This is a genomic window from Acrocarpospora catenulata (genome assembly GCF_018476525.1).
Classification (GTDB): Bacteria; Actinomycetota; Actinomycetes; order Streptosporangiales; family Streptosporangiaceae; genus Acrocarpospora; species Acrocarpospora catenulata.
In genome coordinates, this window is sequence record NZ_JAHCST010000014.1 from 58082 (window position 1) to 76267 (window position 18186).

Annotated in this window: 17 protein-coding genes and 2 pseudogenes; 9 read left to right on the forward strand and 10 right to left on the reverse strand. The window is 68.4% G+C overall.

Features of this window, described 5'->3' with window-relative positions; all coding sequences use genetic code 11:
• Positions 1 to 15 precede the first annotated feature (15 nt).
• From KIP79_RS16935 to KIP79_RS16945, 3 genes are read left to right on the forward strand one after another with little or no spacing between them, the layout of a single operon-like run.
• Complete coding sequence (locus KIP79_RS16935; protein WP_214105783.1) at positions 16 to 1128, forward strand: aldo/keto reductase; 1113 nt, start codon at positions 16 to 18, stop codon at positions 1126 to 1128.
• Positions 1125 to 2192 carry an acyl-CoA dehydrogenase family protein gene (locus KIP79_RS16940; protein WP_214105784.1) on the forward strand — a complete coding sequence of 356 codons (1068 nt, stop codon included), beginning with the start codon at positions 1125 to 1127 and terminating at the stop codon, positions 2190 to 2192. The genes KIP79_RS16935 and KIP79_RS16940 overlap by 4 nt, the downstream gene beginning before the upstream one ends.
• 11 nt (positions 2193 to 2203) lie before the next feature.
• Positions 2204 to 3511: an NtaA/DmoA family FMN-dependent monooxygenase gene (locus KIP79_RS16945; RefSeq protein ID WP_214105785.1), complete on the forward strand. Its 1308-nt coding sequence runs from the start codon at positions 2204 to 2206 to the stop codon at positions 3509 to 3511.
• A gap of 39 nt (positions 3512 to 3550) precedes the next feature.
• Here KIP79_RS16945 and KIP79_RS16950 read toward each other — a convergent pair whose 3' ends face one another.
• From KIP79_RS16950 to KIP79_RS16970, 5 genes are read right to left on the reverse strand one after another with little or no spacing between them, the layout of a single operon-like run.
• On the reverse strand, positions 3551 to 4636 hold the full coding sequence (locus KIP79_RS16950) for an LLM class flavin-dependent oxidoreductase (protein WP_214105786.1): 1086 nt from the start codon (positions 4634 to 4636) through the stop codon (positions 3551 to 3553).
• Between the two features lie 40 nt (positions 4637 to 4676).
• A complete protein-coding gene (locus KIP79_RS16955) occupies positions 4677 to 6353 on the reverse strand; it encodes an ABC transporter ATP-binding protein (protein WP_214105787.1) in 1677 nt (558 codons plus the stop codon).
• Positions 6353 to 7276 carry an ABC transporter permease gene (locus KIP79_RS47025; protein ID WP_308169757.1) on the reverse strand — a complete coding sequence of 308 codons (924 nt, stop codon included), beginning with the start codon at positions 7274 to 7276 and terminating at the stop codon, positions 6353 to 6355. Before KIP79_RS47025 ends, KIP79_RS16955 begins: the two co-directional genes overlap by 1 nt.
• Positions 7273 to 8220, reverse strand: a complete 948-nt coding sequence (locus KIP79_RS16965) for an ABC transporter permease (protein WP_214105788.1) — start codon at positions 8218 to 8220, stop codon at positions 7273 to 7275. Before KIP79_RS16965 ends, KIP79_RS47025 begins: the two co-directional genes overlap by 4 nt.
• 6 nt (positions 8221 to 8226) lie before the next feature.
• Positions 8227 to 9927: an ABC transporter substrate-binding protein gene (locus tag KIP79_RS16970; RefSeq protein WP_214105789.1), complete on the reverse strand. Its 1701-nt coding sequence runs from the start codon at positions 9925 to 9927 to the stop codon at positions 8227 to 8229.
• 132 nt (positions 9928 to 10059) lie between these two features.
• Here KIP79_RS16970 and KIP79_RS47030 point away from each other — a divergent pair, with 132 nt between their 5' ends.
• The gene (locus tag KIP79_RS47030) at positions 10060 to 10563 is read left to right on the forward strand and encodes a recombinase family protein (protein ID WP_250213357.1); all 504 of its coding nucleotides are present in this window, start codon (positions 10060 to 10062) and stop codon (positions 10561 to 10563) included.
• Here the strand turns inward: KIP79_RS47030 and KIP79_RS16980 are convergent.
• Together KIP79_RS16980 and KIP79_RS16985 are read right to left on the reverse strand one after the other, a co-directional pair.
• Positions 10469 to 10897 carry a nucleoside deaminase gene (locus KIP79_RS16980; protein ID WP_214105790.1) on the reverse strand — a complete coding sequence of 143 codons (429 nt, stop codon included), beginning with the start codon at positions 10895 to 10897 and terminating at the stop codon, positions 10469 to 10471. The two genes, KIP79_RS47030 and KIP79_RS16980, sit on opposite strands and share 95 nt — an antisense overlap.
• Positions 10894 to 11763, reverse strand: a complete 870-nt coding sequence (locus tag KIP79_RS16985) for an LLM class flavin-dependent oxidoreductase (protein WP_214105791.1) — start codon at positions 11761 to 11763, stop codon at positions 10894 to 10896. Before KIP79_RS16985 ends, KIP79_RS16980 begins: the two co-directional genes overlap by 4 nt.
• Positions 11764 to 11856: 93 nt before the next feature.
• Here KIP79_RS16985 and KIP79_RS16990 point away from each other — a divergent pair, with 93 nt between their 5' ends.
• Positions 11857 to 12318, forward strand: a complete 462-nt coding sequence (locus tag KIP79_RS16990; protein WP_214105792.1) for an Lrp/AsnC family transcriptional regulator — start codon at positions 11857 to 11859, stop codon at positions 12316 to 12318.
• A gap of 55 nt (positions 12319 to 12373) precedes the next feature.
• The gene (locus KIP79_RS48395; protein WP_256447295.1) at positions 12374 to 12496 is read left to right on the forward strand and encodes a hypothetical protein; all 123 of its coding nucleotides are present in this window, start codon (positions 12374 to 12376) and stop codon (positions 12494 to 12496) included.
• Here the strand turns inward: KIP79_RS48395 and KIP79_RS47035 are convergent.
• Positions 12458 to 12751, reverse strand: a pseudogene (locus KIP79_RS47035) (transposase); the annotation flags it as partial. The gene KIP79_RS48395 and the pseudogene KIP79_RS47035 overlap by 39 nt on opposite strands.
• Positions 12752 to 13383: 632 nt before the next feature.
• Here KIP79_RS47035 and KIP79_RS17005 point away from each other — a divergent pair.
• Genes KIP79_RS17005 through KIP79_RS17015 form a run of 3 tightly spaced genes read left to right on the forward strand, consistent with a single transcriptional unit; the run spans position 13384 to position 15862 of the window.
• Positions 13384 to 14355, forward strand: a complete 972-nt coding sequence (locus KIP79_RS17005; protein ID WP_214105926.1) for a methionine ABC transporter ATP-binding protein — start codon at positions 13384 to 13386, stop codon at positions 14353 to 14355.
• Positions 14352 to 15008, forward strand: a complete 657-nt coding sequence (locus KIP79_RS17010) for a methionine ABC transporter permease (protein WP_214105794.1) — start codon at positions 14352 to 14354, stop codon at positions 15006 to 15008. Before KIP79_RS17005 ends, KIP79_RS17010 begins: the two co-directional genes overlap by 4 nt.
• Before the next feature lie 11 nt (positions 15009 to 15019).
• The gene (locus KIP79_RS17015; protein WP_214105795.1) at positions 15020 to 15862 is read left to right on the forward strand and encodes a MetQ/NlpA family ABC transporter substrate-binding protein; all 843 of its coding nucleotides are present in this window, start codon (positions 15020 to 15022) and stop codon (positions 15860 to 15862) included.
• A 215-nt stretch (positions 15863 to 16077) separates the two neighbouring features.
• Here the strand turns inward: KIP79_RS17015 and KIP79_RS17020 are convergent.
• Positions 16078 to 16329 (reverse strand): annotated as a pseudogene (locus KIP79_RS17020) (helix-turn-helix domain-containing protein); the annotation flags it as partial.
• A 474-nt stretch (positions 16330 to 16803) separates the two neighbouring features.
• Positions 16804 to 18180 carry an LLM class flavin-dependent oxidoreductase gene (locus tag KIP79_RS17025; protein ID WP_214105797.1) on the reverse strand — a complete coding sequence of 459 codons (1377 nt, stop codon included), beginning with the start codon at positions 18178 to 18180 and terminating at the stop codon, positions 16804 to 16806.
• Positions 18181 to 18186: the final 6 nt, after the last annotated feature.

The window sequence follows — 18186 nt, forward strand, 5'->3', positions numbered from 1 at the left end:
CCAAAGGAGACGATCATGAACGCCAGCCCCGGCTGGTTCCGCTCGCTCGGCCGTACCGGCGTCAAAGTCAGCCCGCTGACCTTGGGCGCCATGAACTTCGGAGCTATCTACAATCCCGATCGCGACGAGGCCGCGCGGGTCATCGCGGCCGCCCTCGACGCGGGGATCAACATCATCGACACCGCCGATGTCTACTCCGAGGGCGAGTCGGAGGAGATCGTCGGCAAGGCCCTGCGGGGAAAGCGCGACAATGTCGTGCTCGCGTCCAAGTTCCATGGCCAGATCGGGACCGAGGTCAACCAGCGCGGCAACTCGCGCCGGTGGATCCTCCGGGCCGTCGAGGACAGCCTGCGCCGGCTCGGTACCGACTACCTCGACCTCTACCAGGTCCACCGGCCGGACCCCGACACCGACCTCGACGACACTCTCGGTGCGCTCTCGGACCTGGTACGCCAAGGCAAGATCCGCTACTACGGGACCACCACCTTCGAGCCGCACCAGGTGTTGGAGGCCCAGTACCTGGCGCGTGCGCGTGGCTACGCCCGGCCCGCCACCGAGCAGCCGCCGTATTCCATCCTGGCGCGCGGGATCGAGCGCGCGCTGCTGCCGGTGGCCGAGCAGTTCGGGCTGGGCACGCTGACGTGGAGCCCGCTGGCGGGCGGCTGGCTGTCGGGTCGCTGGAAGCGCGGTGAGCAGGTGGAGACATCGGCACGCGCCGTCCGCAACGCCCCCAGGCACGACCCGGAACTGCCCGTGAACAGGGTGAAGCGGGAAGCGGCCGAGAAGCTGCTCGATCTCGCCGACGCCTCGGGCGTGACTCTGGCCGGCCTGTCGGTCGCGTGGGTGCTCCGCCACCCCGCGGTGACCTCCGTGATCATCGGTCCGCGCACCCTCGCCCAGCTGACCCCGCTGCTCGACGCGCCGTCGCTCGTGCTCGACGACGACCTGCTCGACGCCATCGATGCGATCGTGCCGCCGGGCGTGACCCTGAACCCCGCGGATGAGGGCTATGCGCCGCCTTCTCTCACCGACAAGGCCAGGCGACGCCTGGTGGTGCCGGCCGGCACGCCGACGGTCGGGGCCGGTGTCGCCCCGGCCGACGCCGATCGACAGGACGTGTCGCGGTGAGCGTCGGGCAGGTGGCGGCGGCCGACCCTACCGAGCACCCGGCCTACCGGGAGTTCACCCGGCTCGTCGAGGAGGTCATCGCCCCACGGGCGGTTGAGGTCGACGCCACCGAGGTGCCTCGCTCGCACATTGAGGCGCTGCGCGAGGTGGGCTACTTCTCGTGGACCGTCCCGAGGGAGTACGGCGGCGCGCCCATCCCGCCGACGGTGAAGAATGCCGTCGACGACGTGCTGTTCGGCGCGGACCCCTCGACGGCGCTCGCGGTGGTCCATCACGGGGGCCAGGTCGCCCAGGCGCTGAGCGCCAGGACGCCCCCGGCCCTGGCCCTGTTGCCGAAGCTGGCCACGGGCGAACGGATCGGTGGCGCCGGCATGTCCCAGATCCGCGCCTGGCCGAAGCGGCCCAGCCTCTTGGCCACCAGGACACCCGGCGGCTACCACTTCGACGGCGCGGTGCGGTGGATCTCCGGCTGGGGCTTGGTCGACACCGCCTGGATCGGCGCGGTCGACGAGCAGAGCTCGACGTACGTCTTCGGCATCGCGGACCTGACCAGGCCCGGGATAACCGCCACTCGACTGCGCCTGGCCGCCGTGCACGGCTCGCGCACCGCCTCGCTCAAGCTGGACCGCTACTTCGTCCCCGACGAGTTCATCACCCAGGTGGTGGACATCACCGAGTGGAACAAGACAGACGGGCAGATGTGGCCGAGCACGCGCCAGGCACTCGCCGCCGAGGGCCCCGCGCTGCCGACGGCCGGTCCGATCGGACTGGGCCGGGCCGCGCTGGCCGACGCGCTCGCGGCCTACCCCGGCCAGCCATCGCTGCTGCGGCTGTCGGAGGAGCTTGAGCGAGCCGCCGTCACGCCCATCGCGGAGCCACACTGGCGTGTCCAGCTCGACGCGCTCGCCGTGCGCGGCACGGCGGCCGGCCTCATCGCCAGCGGAGGCGAAGGGCTGCTCACAGACAACATCGCCCAGGTCCGCGCCCGTGCGGCGCTGTTCCTCCAGGTCCGCGCCCTCTCCGAGCGCGTCCGCCCCGCCCGCCTCGAGCAGTTCGCCAACTGAGGTCGATCACCATGTCCAAGCGCACCCTTCACCTGAACGTCAACGTGATCTCCGCTGGCGCCCACCCGGCCGCTTGGCGGATTCCCGAGGCCAACCCTCGGGCCTTCTTCGATCCGGCCCACTACGCCGACGTCGCCAAGATCGCCGAGGCCGGGCTCTTCGACACGGCCTTCATGGCCGACAACTCCTTCCTGCATCCCGAGGGTTACCCCAACTCCGGGCTCGATCCGATCGTGACCCTGTCGGCGATGGCCGCCGCGACATCCAAGATCGGCCTGGTCGGCTCGTACTCGACCACCTTCCATCACCCGTACGGCATTGCGCGCTCCTTCGCCTCACTGGACCACCTCTCCGGCGGACGAGTGGGCTGGAACGTCGTGACCAGCCGCAACAAGCCGGAGGGCTTGAACTACGGCTTCACCGACCTGCCGGACCGCCAGACCCGGTACGCGCGAGCCGCCGAGGCCGTCGAGGTGGTCACCGCGCTCTGGGACAGCTGGAAGCCGGGTGCGCTCGTGCTCGACACCAAGTCCGGGGTCGCGGTCGACCGGAGCCTGATAAAGCCGATCGACCATGCCGGGGAGCACTACTCCGTCGCCGGGCCGCTGCAGCTCCCTCCCTCACCTCAGGGCCGTCCCCTGATCACGCAGGCCGGTGGTTCGGCGAGCGGCATCGAACTGGCCGCGCGGTTCGCCGACGCCGTCTTCACCTCCGCGCTCTTCATCGAGCCGGCCCGGGACTCCTACCGGAAGCTCAAGCAGGCCGCCGCCCGCTACGGGCGTCCGCCGGAGAGCATCGCGGTCCTGCCGGGGATCAACCCCGTCGTCGGCTCGACCGAGGAAGAGGCACGACGCCGCATCGCCGAGCACAACGAGATCGCCGGGCAGCCGGGCGATCCGATCGAGAGGTTCGCCAAGTGGGTCGGAGTGGACCCCGATGGGCTGGACCCGGACAAGCCGTTCCCGCTGGAACTGCTGAAGTCCACCGGAGACACCTACAGCTCGGTGGGCTTCGACACCGCGACACGGCTCTACCTGGAGCGCAACCAGCACCGCACCGTACGGGAGCTGGCCGCCGACGGAAGGCAGGGGCACCGCAATCTGGTGGGCAGCGCGGAACAGATCGCCAACGACCTTGAGGAATGGTTCCTGACGGGCGCGGCCGATGGCTTCGTCATCCAGTTCGACACGCTACCGGGTGGCCTGGAACTCTTCATCGAGCACGTCGTGCCGCTGCTGCAGAAGAAGGGGATCTTCCGGCGGGAGTACGGTGAGAACACGCTGCGCGAGCGGTTCGGGGCACCGTACCCCCGAGGGTGACGCGGGCCCGGGAGGTCCGCGTTCGCGGGCCTCCCGGTGCTAGCCGCCGTTCGTCCGCCCTGCGCCGAGAAGTGGCAGGAGCTGCGTCCCCTGGCGCTCGATTTCCGGCAGGTAGGGCGTGTCCGAGAGCACGAAATGAGTGATCCCCAGGTCGGCGTACCTGCGCAGCGATCGCGCGACATCCTGGGCAGAGCCGACCAGCCAGGTCGTGCCTGCCCCACCGCCGCCGTACTTGCCCGGGGCGGTGTAGAGGTTCTCATCGAGAACTTCGCCGCGCGCCTGAAGATCGAGCAACCGCTGCTGACCAACCGCGACCGTTCGACTGCGGTCCCGGGGTAGTGTGCCCTGGCGCGCGGCCAGCTCAGCCACCTTGGCCTCGGCGTCGGCCCACGCCCGCGCCGTCGTTTCCCGGACGAAGGTCGTGATCCTCAACCCGAACTCCAGCGGGGGATGCTCACGTCCCAGCTTGTCGCTCAGCGCTTTGAGTCGCTCGATACGCTCCCGGATACCTTCCAACGGCTCACCCCAGAAGAGCTGGACGTCCGCCTCGGTGGCGGACACCCGCTCCGCCGCCTCCGACGCTCCGCCGAAGTAGATCTTGGGGTGCCTCCGGCCGTCACGGGGCGCGATCCTCGGAACGACCGTGGACCCGGTGACCTGGAAGTACTCCCCGGTGAAAGTCACGTTCTCCTCGGTCCACAACTTGCGAACCAGCCGCATGAACTCCTTGGTACGCCCATATCGCGCCGCTTGGTTCTCCTCGCTGTCGCCGTACGCTTCGAGGTGGTCCTGGCCCGACACGATGTTGACGCGGACCCGCCCACCGGAGAGGTGATCGAGCGTGGCAGCCGCGGAGGCGAAGTTCGCTGGTCTCCAATAACCCGGCCGGATGGCGATGAGCGGCTCGAACCTCGTGGTCCGCGCCGCCAGCGCCGTCGCGACCGTGAAGGTGTCGGGCCGGCCCCAGCTGGTCCCCAGGAGCGCGCCCTTCCAGCCGTGCTTCTCCAGCGCGAGCGCATGCGTGGCCAGCGTGCTGAGACTGTTGTGGCCGTCGGTGGCGTTGTCGCCACGGTGACCAGGGTTGGTTTCGTTTGGGATGTACCAGAGGAACTCGGGCGTGGTCACCCGCAACCACCTACTCCATATCGTGGGGACGCTCGTTCGGTCAGACCGTCAGGTGGGAGCCGGGAACCGAGTCGATCAGCAGCTTGGTGTATTCCTCCTGCGGGTTTCCGAGGACACTCGCGGTATCCCCGGACTCCACCACGGACCCGGCCCGAAGTACCGACACCGCGTCGGCGAACAGCTTCACAACACCGAGGTCATGGGTGATGAACAGGTAGGTGAGGGAGTACGCGGCCTGAAGGTCCGCCAGGAGCTGGAGAATCTCGGCCTGAACGGAGACGTCCAGTGCCGACACCGCCTCGTCGAGGATGACGATCTCCGGGTTGAGGGAGAGCGCCCGCGCGATCGCGACCCGCTGAGCCTGCCCACCCGACAGTTCGCCCGCCCTGTGCTTGGCGTACTTGTGCGGCAGTTGCACTCCGTCGAGCAGCTCCAAGGCGATCTCGTGCCGGTCCCGCCGGCCGATGTCCCCGCGGTGCACCCGGATCGGCTCGGTGACCAGGTCCGCGACAGAGAACCGCGGGTCCAACGACGAGTACGGGTTCTGGTAGACGAACTGAAGGCTCCGGCTCAGCCGCTTGCGGCTCCACCGCTCGGCCTGCCCGAGTAGTCGCACCTCCCCGCTGTCGGCCGCCGTCAGTCCAGCCACGATTCGGGCGATGGTCGACTTGCCGGCGCCGGATTCACCGACCAGAGCGTGGGTGGCCCCTGATTTGACCTTGAAGGAGACTTCGTCGGCGGCCTTGACCGAGTGCTCGACGCCACCCCGGCGAGTGGTGAACGTCTTGGAGACGTCCGTGACCTCGATGGCGTGCTCGGACGTGCCCCGCTCGTGCTCACCGGCCGCGACCCGCGCGAGCTTGAGCGAGCTGAGGTCGATCGAGCGTGGCGTGAGCCGACCGGTGTGCAGCCCCGGTGCCGCCTCCAGCAGCCGGCGAGTGTAGCCGTCGCGTGCGCCGTGCAGAATCTCGCTGCTGGTGCCCTCCTCGACGACGCGACCATGACGCATCACGACGATGCGGTCCGCCCGATCCAGGGCCACCCCGAGATCGTGGGTCACGAGCAGGATCCCGATGCCGAGTTCCTCGCGGAGCACGTCGAGGTGGTCGAGGATCTGCTTCTGCACCGTGACGTCGAGCGCGCTGGTCGGCTCGTCGGCGATGAGCAGTTTCGGCTCTCCGGAAAGGGCGATCGCGATCAGCACCCGCTGCTTCATCCCGCCGGAGAGTTCGTGCGGGTACTTGGCGTAGATCGCCTCGGGCGCCGGAAGACCGGCCAGCTCCAAGAACCGGAACGCCTCCCGTCGTATGTGCTGGCGGTGGGCCCCGTTCCCGAACGGCAGGAGCCGGCCCCCGCGCAGCCTGTTGCGCAACGCGTCTTCGAGCTGACGACCGATCGGCTTGACCGGATTCAGCGCGACACCGGGGTCCTGCGGGATGAAGCCGACATATGTCCCCCGATAGCGGGCGAACCTGTTGTGTGACCAACCAGCGACGCTGGCATTGTCGAGACGAATCTCTCCGCCGATCCGGCTGTTGACGGGCAGCAGCCCGATCGCCGAGCGGATCAACGTGGACTTGCCGGACCCCGACTCACCGACGATGGTCACCAGTTCGCCTGGCTCAACCGCCAGCGACACTCCGGCGACCGCCTGACTGGGCTGCTCACCTCGGCGGGTGTACCAGATGTTGACGTCGGTGAAGGAGAGCAGCGACATCAAAGCCCCCTTACTGGCTGCAACGCACGGCTGATCCGGTTGCTGGCGAGCACCACCGACAGAATGACCGCGCCGGGGAAGAGCGAGATCCATGGCGCGATCGCGAGCACGTCACGGCCCTCCGCCACCAGCAGGCCCCACTCCGGCTGCGGCGGCGGAGCTCCGAACCCGAGGAATCCCAGCGCCGCGATCGCGAGGATCGACGAGCCGAACTGCAGGGGGATCAGCGCGAGGACGGAGCTCATCGAGTTCGGCAGCACGTGACGCAGGAGAATGGCGACCCTGTGGGTGCCGATGCTGGCGGCGGCCTCGACGAAGTCCGCCTGTGTCACCTTGAGAACCTCCGCACGCATCACCCGCGCGAAGTTCGCCACCGACGAGATGCCGACCGCGATCGCGACATTGGTCGTGCCGTAGCCAAGCGCCGAGACGATCACCATCGTCAGCAGCAAGCCGGGAACCGAGAGCAGGACATCGACGACGCGCATGAGGACGAGGTCGACGATGCCCCGGACGAAGCCCGCTACCAGACCCAGCGCCGTTCCGATGAAGAACGCGATCGACACCGCGAGCAGAGTGGCGGTCAGGGTGATAACCGCGCCATACACCGTACGGGTGTAGACATCGCGGCCAAGCCGGTCGGTTCCGAATGGCTGGGTGGCGCTGGGTCCCGCCAGGATCGCGCTCGTGTCGGGGACGTAGGGGTTCATCCAGGTGAAGGCCGCCGGGATGACGCAGAACGCCACGGCCAGCAGAACCACCAGGACGGCGACCGCGAGGCCGGGCTGGGTGACAATCGGATGGAACACGCCGAACCGCCGCCGGGGCGGAGCGGAAGGCGTCGCGGCGTCAAGGGTGGGGTCCGCACCGGAGGCCGTCGACGGCGGATCGGCTGCGGACGGCTGGTCGAGGCGAATGGTCACGCGGTCACACCCTTAGGTATGGCTTTGAGCCGCGGGTCGACAAGCGGGTAGGAGACGTCGACGATGAAGTTCACCGTCACGAAGCAGACGGCCACGAGCATGACGATCCCTTGGACGACCGGCACGTCCTGCGCCCGGACCGCCTCCTCGGTGAGCCGGCCGATCCCCGCGCGGGAGAAGATCGTCTCCGTGATCACGGCGCCGGCGAGCAACTCTCCGACGATGATGCCGCCCTGGGTCAGCGCCGGCAGACTCGCGTTGCGCAGCACCTCGGTGTTGAGCACCTGCCCTTTACGCAGGCCCTTGCTGTAGGACGTCAGGACATACGGCGAGGAGTATTCGGTCTGGAAGTTGCGGAGCAACAACTGGGCGATCGGACCCGAGACCGGGATCGCCAGCGCCGCTGCGGGCAGCACCAGCCCGCGCAGCCCGTCACCGCTGATGGGCGGGAACCAGCCGAGCTGGAAGGAGAAAATCTTGATGATGATCAGTCCGAGCAGAAAGCTGGGGAACGACACCAGCAGGGGCGGAACGCTGGAGATGAGATTGCGCAGCCACGCCGACTCCAGATAGGTCGCCACCCAGGCGACGGAGAGCGCGAAGAGCGACGCCAGCACCAGCGCGGCCGCCGCGAGGATCACCGTGTTGGGCAACGCTTCGCCGATCGCCTCGATCACCGGCTTACCCGTGCCCACCGATGTCCCGAAGTCGCCGTGGAGGCCGGCCAGGAGACGGTCGAGGTACTGCTCCCAGGTGGGACGGTCGAACCCGTAGGCGCGCTCCATCTCCTTGAACGCCTGCGGATCGATGCTGGCGCGCTCGTTCGGCGGGAAGAGGAGCTCGATCGGGCTGGCCGGCATCAGATAGAGGAGGATGAAGGAGGCGGTGAAGGCCCCCCACACCACAATCAGCGCACGGCCGAGCTTCAGCAGGGCGTAGGTCAACACAGGTTACGTTCCGCTCACCCAGGTGTCGAGGAAGATCAGCCGGTCAGCGGCGTCGAGGTAGATGTTGTGGACGCCCTTGGCGGCGGCGACCTGCGAGGTCTGGAACTGCGGATCGACGAGCACAAGCTCCTCGTGGATGAGGTCCTGCACGGCCTTGGCCAGGGGAGCCTGCGCGGCTCCGATGGCTGTGTCCAAGGCGTCGAAGGTCTTCACGATCCGCGCCCGGTCCGGGAAGTCGGCCGGGATGACCGCGCCGTTGCCCCGGTCGGGGTTGAGTTGCGTGTTGAGTACGGCCACGTCGTTGCGGCCGCGGTTGATGTTGGCCAGGTGGTACTCCGCGGTGAGCTGTTCCGCCGGGATGTTTCTGGGGTCGAACACGATCTCGACGTCCACCCCGATCGACTTCAGTGCCGCCTGGGTGGCCTCGTAGGTGACTCGGGCGTCCGGCACCAGGATGTTGCCGGTGCCCTTGAGCTTGAGCTTGACGCCGTCCTTCTCCCGGATCCCGTCGGCGCCGGGCTGCCAGCCCGCGTCGTCGAGCAGCTTCTTGGCCAGGTCGAGGTCGTACTTCAGCGCGCCCTGGCTGTAGTCGACGAACCCCGGCACGCCGTCGGTGAGCACGGAGCGCGCCTCGCCCTCGGAGTCCGACAGGAGGGTCTTCTTGAACCCGGGGCGGTCCGTGGCCGCCACGATCGCGCGCCGGACGTTGATGTCGTTGGTCGGGGCAAGGCTGAGGTTGAACTGCCAGCCGAGGGTGAATCCCGGATTGATCCTGGCGGTCAGCTCGAAGCCCTGGGCGGTCAGGACCTTCTCGTCGGTGGGCAGGATGTCGAAGGCGGCCGGCACGTCACCGGACTGGAGCGCACCGACGCGCACGCTCGCCTCGGGGATGGTGATGAACTCGATCTTGTCGAGGTACGCCGGTCCCTCGTGGCCCAGCGCGGCCGGTGCCCATTTGTAGTCGTCGCGGCGGACGATGACGGTGCGCACCTTCGGCTCGTACTCGGTGACGGTGAACGGCCCGGTGCCGATCACGTTCTCCGGCTTCAGCCGGTCCTCGGCCGAGGACTTCAGGGTCTTGTCCGCAAGGAAGCTGATGTTGCCGGTGCCGCTGTGGGCGCTCAACTGCAGGAAGCTCGCGTTGGGGGCGGTGAAGCGCACCTTGACGACGTAGTCGCCGACGACCTCGGTCTCCTTGTAGGGGCCGAGGTAACTCTTGCCGTTGGGCAGGATGCCGAGTGCCTCGTCGCCGTGGAAGAACTGGTCGAGGTTGTTCTTGACCGAGGTCGCGTTGAACTTGGTTCCGTCGCTGAAGGTCACATCCTCGCGAAGCGTGAAGGTGTACTCGGTTAGGTCGTCGTTGTGCTCCCACTTGGTGGCCAGCCAGGGACTGAACTCGCCGCTGTCACGGTCCTGGAAGAGGAGCCGGTCCACGATGTTGTTGGAGAAGTTGGCGCCGGCGAAGCTGCTGTTGATCTGCGGGTCGAGGGACTCTGGGGCACCCAGCCAAGCGAACTTGAGGGTCCCGCCCTTGACGGGAGCGCCCCCGCTCCCTGCGCCGACCGCGGGCTCGCCGTCCGGGCCGCAACCGATCAGCAGCAGGCTGGCGGTGGCTCCGGCAAGGGCCAGGAAGCCGCGGCGGCTGGGAGCGGAGGAGAGGAGGGCCCCGGCCCTCGCTGAGGTCACTGTCAAATCCGTGCTCATGGCGGAACTATATCTAGGTATTTCCTACTTGAAAAGTATGATTTGCTCTCAACCGGAATCCCCTGCCTCGCCCGTTGCCCCCCGGGCCCGGCCACGGCACCGGCATGCCGACCGGAGCGGCGTCGGGGGTGGATGTCGTCGACGTCGACCAGAAGGCGAACGGGCACGGCTTCGACGCATTCGCCCGAGCCCGCCGTGCCGGTCACGTTCGGGCGCGGTGGCCGGGACCTACCACACCGGCCGGTTCGTGAAGGTTGCGCGCTGGCGAAACTGCTGCGCGAAGTGAAGGCCCACGCCCCACACTGCCGCGTCATCCTCACCGTCTACGAGATGAAGCGCCTGGGCCGCGACGCCGCCGAGCTCACCGCGCTCGCCGACCACCTCACCGCCCACGGCCTGGTCCTGGAGATGCTCGCCGGACCCCTGGCCGGGACCTACGACCCGTCCGGGCCGGGCCGGATGCTGTTCGCGTTCTTCGCCGCCATGGCCGAGACCGAACGCGAGAACACCCGCGAGGCCACCGCTACGAAGGGCCGTTCTCTCAGTGGTAGTAGCCCTCGACGGGTGTGCGCGCCTCGTCGAAGAGGGCCGGGCCTTCGGCGGGGGCGTCGCAGAAGCCACTGCCAGCCGGTTTGAGGGTGGCGAGCTGTTCGTTGGACAGGGCGTAGACGACGCGGCCCAGGCCTGAGCGCGCGATGGCGCCGACGCACATGCCGCAGGGCTGGCAGCTGGTGTACAGGGTGGTGGCGGCTGCCGTGGCGGGATCGAGTTCGCGGGCCGCCCACCGCGCCAGTTTCAGTTCCGGGTGGGCGGTGATGTCGCGGTCGGTGAGGGAGGTGTTGTGCTCTTCGGCCAGGACGGTGCCGTCCGGGTCGGCAAGCAGCGAGCCGAACGGCGGGTTGCCGAAGGCGCGCGCCGTCGCGGCCAGTTCGACGGCACGCCGCAGGAGTTTCTCGTCGTCGTGTGTCATGGTTGCTCCTTCGGGGTACGGTCGCTGGTCAGATTCTCGCGTGCGGCCACGGTCGCCAGCGCCCGCCAAGCCTGCTGCGGGCGGCAAGTCTCGGCAGGATCGCCGCTGAACGGGTCGAGCACGACGGTGTCGGAGCCGAGCGCGCGCAGTTCCCGCAGGTCGTCGTGGATCTGGTCGGCCGTGCCCTCGCCGGCGAGTCGTCCCGGGCCGGTGATCGGCGTGTCGGTGAGCCGCAGGGCGATACGGGGCGCCAGAGCCGGCACCGGCCGCCGCTGCTCATACGCGAAGTCCTTCATGCGTTTCAGCGCCCCACGCAGCCACGGCAGGGTGAAGCGCAGTGGATGATACGCCTGGCCCAGGCGTACGGCCCGGCGCAGGGCGGCATCGCTGTTGCCGCCGACCCAGATCGGGATGTGCCCGGCACGGTAGTCCTGCTCGTCGTCCCAGGCGGCGCGCACCGCGCGCAGGTACTCATCGGTCAGCGCGCCGCGCCGTTCGAACGGCACTCCCAGGGCGGCGAACTCCTGCCGCGCCCAGCCAACGCCCACGCCCAGGACCAGCCGCCCTCCGCTGAGCCGGTTGAGATTGGCGGCCATGCGGGCGATGAGCAGGGGGTGGCGATACGGGACGATGAGCACTGAGGTACCCAGTCGGATCCGGTGGGTGAGGCCCGCCAGCCACGCGAGGGTGGTGAAGGGCTCGTAGAACGGTGCCGGGTACTGCTCGGCGACATCCGGCGTCACCGCGACGTGGTCGGAGATCATAAGCAGGTCGAAGCCGAGTCCCTCCACCGTCTGCGCCCACTGCCGCAGCGCGCCGGAGCCGGTGCCGGGACCGAAGTTGGGGACGTTCACGCCTATCCGCACCGGTTCAGGCTATCCACAGTCCCCGGAGGGCTTGAATGGATTCTTCCTGGTGTATAGCCGGTTTGGCCGGTAATTCGCCGGTATATTCGGCAGATGACCGTGACTCTCGATCCGACCGACTGGTTGATCCTGGCCGAGCTGCAGCGCGACGGCCGTGTCCCGTTCACCGAGTTGGGTCGCCGGGTGAGCCTGAGCGCCTCGGCGGTAACCGAGCGGGTCAGGCGGCTGGAGGCCGAGGGAGTCATCACCGGCTATCGGGCTGACGTGGACCTGGCGAAGGCCGGTTTCGCGGTACTCGCCGTGGTACGCCTTAAGTACCCCGGTAGCCGGCACGAGCCGCTGCACCGGCTGCTGGGAGAACGCTCGGAGATCCTGGAGTGCCTGCGCACCACCGGTGACGACTGTTACACACTGAAGGTGGCCGCGACGTCCATGCCGCACCTGGAACGGCTCGTCGACGAGCTGGCCGGCTTCGGCAGTACCACGACCAGCATCGTCTACAGCCAGACGCTGCCCTATCGCGGCCCCGGACTCCGTAACGCGACCCCGTCATAGCTGCGTCGGGACTCGGCCCGACCAGGCGCTTCAGCTCCTCACCGACCAGCCCACAGTGCTTGATCAGCTCGTCTTCATCGACGGCCGCCTCTTCCAGCTGCTCCAGCAGGTCCCCGGCGCCGTAGGCGGCATCGCCGTACACGGTGGCCTTCCCGCCGTCCACCTGGCCGGGTTCTGAGCTGCAAACGCCGTCGGCAGCATTGGCGGGAGGGGCGGCACTGTCATCATCTGCAGGTTCGGCCAGCAGATCCTCCAGCAGGCCGGCAGCGGCCTGCGCATCACCACAGTTGCCCGCAGTCACCGTCGTCGCGGTGATGATCTCCGAGTCAGGGTCCTCGGCCAGGTGCCCCTTGTACCCGTCGAACCCACGGGATGCGGTCTTGTGCCCGTGCCGGGCCTCGGGATCCACGGTCGAGATCACCCGGTCCTTGGCCCAGCCTTGCCGGCCACCTCCACCGTGGTCTCAAAGATCCGGTCCGGGCGCTCCGAGGCGGCCAACCGGGCCCCTCGCGCGTAAGTTCGTCCAACGCTCGACGGATCGTCTCGATGGCTACACCATTAATGCTTGGCCAACTGCCGCCGAGCCGGTAGTCGCTCGCCCACCTTGAGGCGGCCTGCCGTCACCTCCTGACGCAGATCGTCCGCAATCTGAAGGTAGGCCGCCCGAGGATCGCTGAAATCAGGCACTGACAGGACATCCAGGCTAGATCCTCCAGCTGTATCAGGTAAGCAGGTCGGGGCGACGGCTTTCGATGGTGATCGTGCGGTACGGTAGGCGGTCGCGTCCTCCCGGATACGCGTCGCGAGTGCGCAGGCGCGCCCGGTACCGGCGCATCCAGATCGCACAGCGTGGCGACGGTGATGTCGATGGCGGCACCGGATGTCCGATCCCGGCATTCCGACAACGGAGTTCTCCATCGCCGGCGTCGCGCCGGCGTGCGGGCGACCTGAGGCCAGTGCCGTGCCGCCCGTGTCCTTTCACGGTGATGGTTGTCACCGTCGTGCGTGGAAGGGGGCAGGAACTGGGCTGTTGTCATGACCGATTGTGGTTTGACTGATATTTTCATGTATAACCTACCTGTGATACGGGTTAATGCGCTGCGAAAGGTGTACGGATCCAGGGTCCTCGCCCTGGACGGGGTCGACCTGCACGTGCGCGAAGGCGAGATCTTCGGTGTCCTCGGGCAGAGCGGCGCGGGCAAGAGCACCCTTCTCCGCTGCGTCAACCTCCTAGAACGCCCGACGAGCGGCACCGTTCAGGTCGGCGGGCGCGACCTCACCGCCCTGCCCGAAGGAGAACTGCGCCGGCAGCGGCAGCGGATCGGCATGATCCACCAGCACTTCGCGCTGCTGTCGTCCCGCACCGTCGCCGACAACATTGCCTTCCCGCTCGAGATTGCCGGGATGTCGCGCGCCCAGCGACGGGCCCGGGTCGCCGAGCTCCTCGACCTGGTCGGCCTTGCCGACAAGGCCGGCGCTCGCCCGGCGCAGTTGTCCGGCGGACAGAAGCAGCGCGTCGGCATCGCACGGGCGTTGGCCGCCCGGCCGAAAGTCCTGCTATCGGACGAGGCGACCAGCGCGCTGGACCCGGCCACCACCCAGTCGATCCTCGCGCTGCTCCGCCGCCTCAACGCCGAGCTCGGACTCACGATCTTGCTGATCACCCATGAGATGCAGGTCATCAAGAGCGTGTGCGATTCGGCCGCGACCTTGCGCGAGGGCAGGGTGGTGGAGGCCGGGGGCGTGTATGACCTGATCGCCACGCCCGGCTCGCTGCTGACGCGCGAACTGTTCCCGCTGCCCGACCCGCCCCCTGCCGGGAGCCTCACCCTGACTCTTCCCATCGGTCGCGCTGACGAGCCCATCGTCTCGAGCCTGGTCCGCACCTACGGCGTCGACGTGGACATCATCGGCGGCACCGTCGAGGACCTGCGCGGTCGCTCAGCCGGTCGATTGCGGGTGCGGATCGGCGGCGAGCGCGCGGCCGAGGCGCTGGAAAGCCTGCGCGGCCGCGGCGTCCTGGTGGAGGCGGCATGAACCTCAGCGAACTGCCCTCGGTGCTGTGGCAGGGCACCGTGGAGACCGCTCAGATGGTGGTCTGGTCGGCCCTGCTCACCGCGCTGCTCGGACTACCGATAGGCGTGCTGCTCGTGGTCACCGACCGGGGCGGCCTGCGCCCGCTGCCCATGATCAAAGCGATGTTGGGGGCCGTGGTGAACGTCGGCAGGTCGCTGCCCTTCATCGTGCTGATGGTGGCGATCTTGCCGTTCACCCGGCTCGTCACCGGCACCACGATCGGCACCGTGGCCGCCATCGTGCCGCTCACTCTCGGCGCCGTACCGTTCTATGCCCGCCTGGTCGAAACCGCGCTGCGCGGCGTCGGCCGGGAGGTCGTGGAGGCGGCGCAGGCCATGGGGGCCCGGCGGCTCACGATCGTCGTCAAGGTGCTGCTGCCTGAGGCGGTGCCGCAGCTGGTGGCGGGCCTGACCGTCACCGTCGTAGCCCTCATCGGCTATTCGGCGATGGCCGGAGCCATCGGCGGCGGAGGCCTGGGCGACCTCGCCGTCCGCTACGGCTACCAACGGTTCGACACCGGCGTCATGGTCGTCACCGTCGTGCTGCTCGTCATCATCGTCCAGCTCGTCCAGTTCCTCGGCGACGCCGTCGCCCGGAAACTCTCACATCAATAAGGGAAATTGAGATGCGCAAGTTGTTCGGAGCCATGGCCGGGGCCGTTTTGGCGTTGGTCCTGACCGCGTGCGGCTCTGGCTCGACCGAGTCCGCCGCGCCGACACCCGCCGCCGCCGCGCCACTGAAGGTGGGTGTCAGCCCGGTCCCACACGCGGAAATCCTGAAGTACGTCAGCGACAGCCTGGCCGCCGGGGTGGGCCTGAAGCTGGAGATCGTCGAGTTCACCGACTACGTGCAGCCGAACGTGCAGCTGCAGGAGGGCCAGTTGGACGCCAACTACTTCCAGCACCGCCCCTACCTTGCGGACTTCCTGGCCTCGAAGGGCGGCGAGAAGCTCACCTACGTTCAGGACGTGCACGTCGAGCCGCTCGGCCTGTACTCCAGGAAGATCAAGAGTGTGAGCGAGCTGTCCGAAGGTGCGACCGTGGCCGTGCCGAACGACGCCACCAACCTGGGTCGCGCGCTGACGCTGCTGCAGGACAACGGGGTCATCACCCTCAAGGAGGGTGTCGGCACCGCCGCCACCGAGCGAGACGTGACCGGCAACCCGAAGAAGCTCAAGTTCGAGCCGCTGGAGGCGGCGCAGCTCCCTCGCTCTCTTGACGATGTGGACGCGGCCGTCATCAACGGCAATTACGCGCTGGAGGCGGGACTCACCCCCGCCACCGACGCGCTGGTGCTGGAGAAGTCCGCGGGGAACCCCTACGCGAACGGACTGGTGGTCAGGGCGGGCAACGAGAACGACCCGCGAGTGAAGAAGCTGGCCCAGCTGCTGGCCGGGCCCGAGGTGAAGAAGTTCATTCAGGACAAGTACAAGGGCTCGGTCATCTCCGCCACGGGCCAGGCCTCCTGATCATCTCCTGGGGCGGGCTTGACGCGCCGGCGTCGGGCCCGCCTTCATTTTGGCCCCCGCAGCCGGGTGTTCCTGCCCTCCGGCATGGCAGAGAACGGGGTTGTGGCTGATGGACCGTCCGCCGGAGCGCCCTGAGACCCCCAACGGCGGGGGCGGCTGGATCAACTCCCACTCCGCATCCGTCACATCACCACATGTCACACACCTGTGCTACCAGCCCGCCAGACGCGCGACACCGTCGACTGCGACAGGCCCACCTGCTTGGCCATGGATCGCGTCGACCAGTGCGTGGCGTTGGCGGGCTTGGTCTCCAAAGTGCGCGCGATCAGTTCCGCCACCTGCTCATCGCTCACCGTCCGCGGCCGGCCCGGACGCGGCTCGTCGGCCAGACCCATCAGCCGGTCGGCCAGGAAGCGCCGACGCCACTTCGAAACCGTCTCGCGCGATACCCCGATCTCCTCGGCGACCACCTTGGTGGATACGGGTAGGCCGTGAACAATAGGCGAATTACTGACTCAGGACACTAGCGTTCTCCCTTGCCGTGATTCTGTCGCACCCGTCTGAAAGGATCTCGAACCCCGCACACATGGAGGTTCAAGACGTGGGCGTCCACGCCGCGATCAGCTCCTCCGGCTCTCACTCCCGCCGCACCCGAACCCACCCTCCACCCGACCGTCTCCGACACGAACACGATCAAGCAGAGGCCCCGCCCAACCAGCCACATTCGCCGCTCCGAAGCGATCACGAACCGCAACCGTGATCTCTCACCCCGCTACCTGGCGGCTGGTGACATGTTCGGAAGCGGAGGGCCGGGTTCGGCAAGACCCTGATCATCCCCGGCGGGTCACCGGAGCCAAGGCCGGCCGGGATCGGCTGAGCGGTTGATTCGACGGACGTTCGAGTCCACTCGGGCGCGCACACGAAAGTCCCGGCCACAGGGATCATCCCAGCGGCCGTCGCCGGTACGCCGACGCGGGATGGTCGGGATGTGTGCGGGTGACTCCGGGGCCGTAGAAACTCTCGCGCAGGGTTCCGCCCGGGTAGTCATTCCAGACGAGCCCGCGCCGGCGAAGTTCCGGGACGGCCAAGTCGACGAAATCGCGGAAGGTGACCGGCGGCACCGGGTCGGCGATGTTGAAGCCGTCCAGGTCGGCCTCGTCAAGCCAGCGTTCCAGTTCGTCGGCAACCGTCGCCGGGGAACCGGTGATGACGGGGCCGCCGCCGCCCACGCCGACGAACTCGGCGATCGCGCGGGGGGTCCAGCGCGTGGTGGGGTCGAGAGTGGTGAACAGCTCGACCATGCCGCGGATACCGTCCGTGTCGACGTACTCGAGCGGGGTGTCGTGGTCGAGGCCGGACAGGTCGATGTGCATGAGCGCGCTCCAGCGGGCGAGGCTGCCCTCGACGCTCGCGTACCGCTGGTAGTCGCGGAGTTTGGCGTGCGCTTCCTCGTCGGTGGCCGCCACGATCACGGTGGCGATGGCGAAGAACTTCAGTGATCGGGGGTCGCGCCCGCCTTGCCGGGCGCGCTCCCGGACGTCGTCGACGAGTGTGCGGGCCATGTCGGGGCGGTAGGTGCTGAGGAAGACGCCCTCAGCGTGACGGGCGGCGAAGGCGCGTCCGGCGGGTGAGGTGCCGGCCTGGTACAGCACGGGGGTCCGCTGGACGGACGGCTCGAACAGGGCGATGTCCGGCACGCGGTAGTGCTTGCCGTGGTGGCGGACGGGATGGACCTTCGCCGGGTCGACGAAGACGCCGGTCTCGGCGTCGCGCACCACGGCGTCGTCCTCCCAGCTGCCTTCCCAGAGTTTGTAGACGACTTCCATGAACTCCTCGGCGACGGTGTACCGCTCGTCGTGGGGAAGCTGGGTGTCCCGGCCGAGGTTGCGGGCGGCGCTGTCCAGGGAGGAGGTGACGATGTTCCAGCCGATGCGCCCGCCGGTCAGGTGGTCCAGGGTCGCCATCTTCCTGGCGAACGTGTAGGGCTGTTCGTAGGTGGTGGACACCGTGACGGCGTAGCCGAGGTGGCGGGTGGCGGCGGCCATGGCGCTGATGCCCAGCAGCGGGTCGTCGGTGGGGGTCTGGATGCCGTCCCGCAGGGCCGCGTCGACGCTGCCCCGGTAGACGTCGAGCGGGCCGAGCGCGTCGGCGATGAACAGTGCGTCGAATCCACCCCGCTCCAGGATCCGCGCGGTCTCCACCCAGTAGTCCAGTTCGCGGTAGCGGTGGGCCTGGCTGTCGGGATGGCGCCAGAGCCCGATCGCGGTGTGGCCGACCGTCGACTGCCGCAGGCCGTGCAGCCTGATCCGTTTGGCCATGGGGTG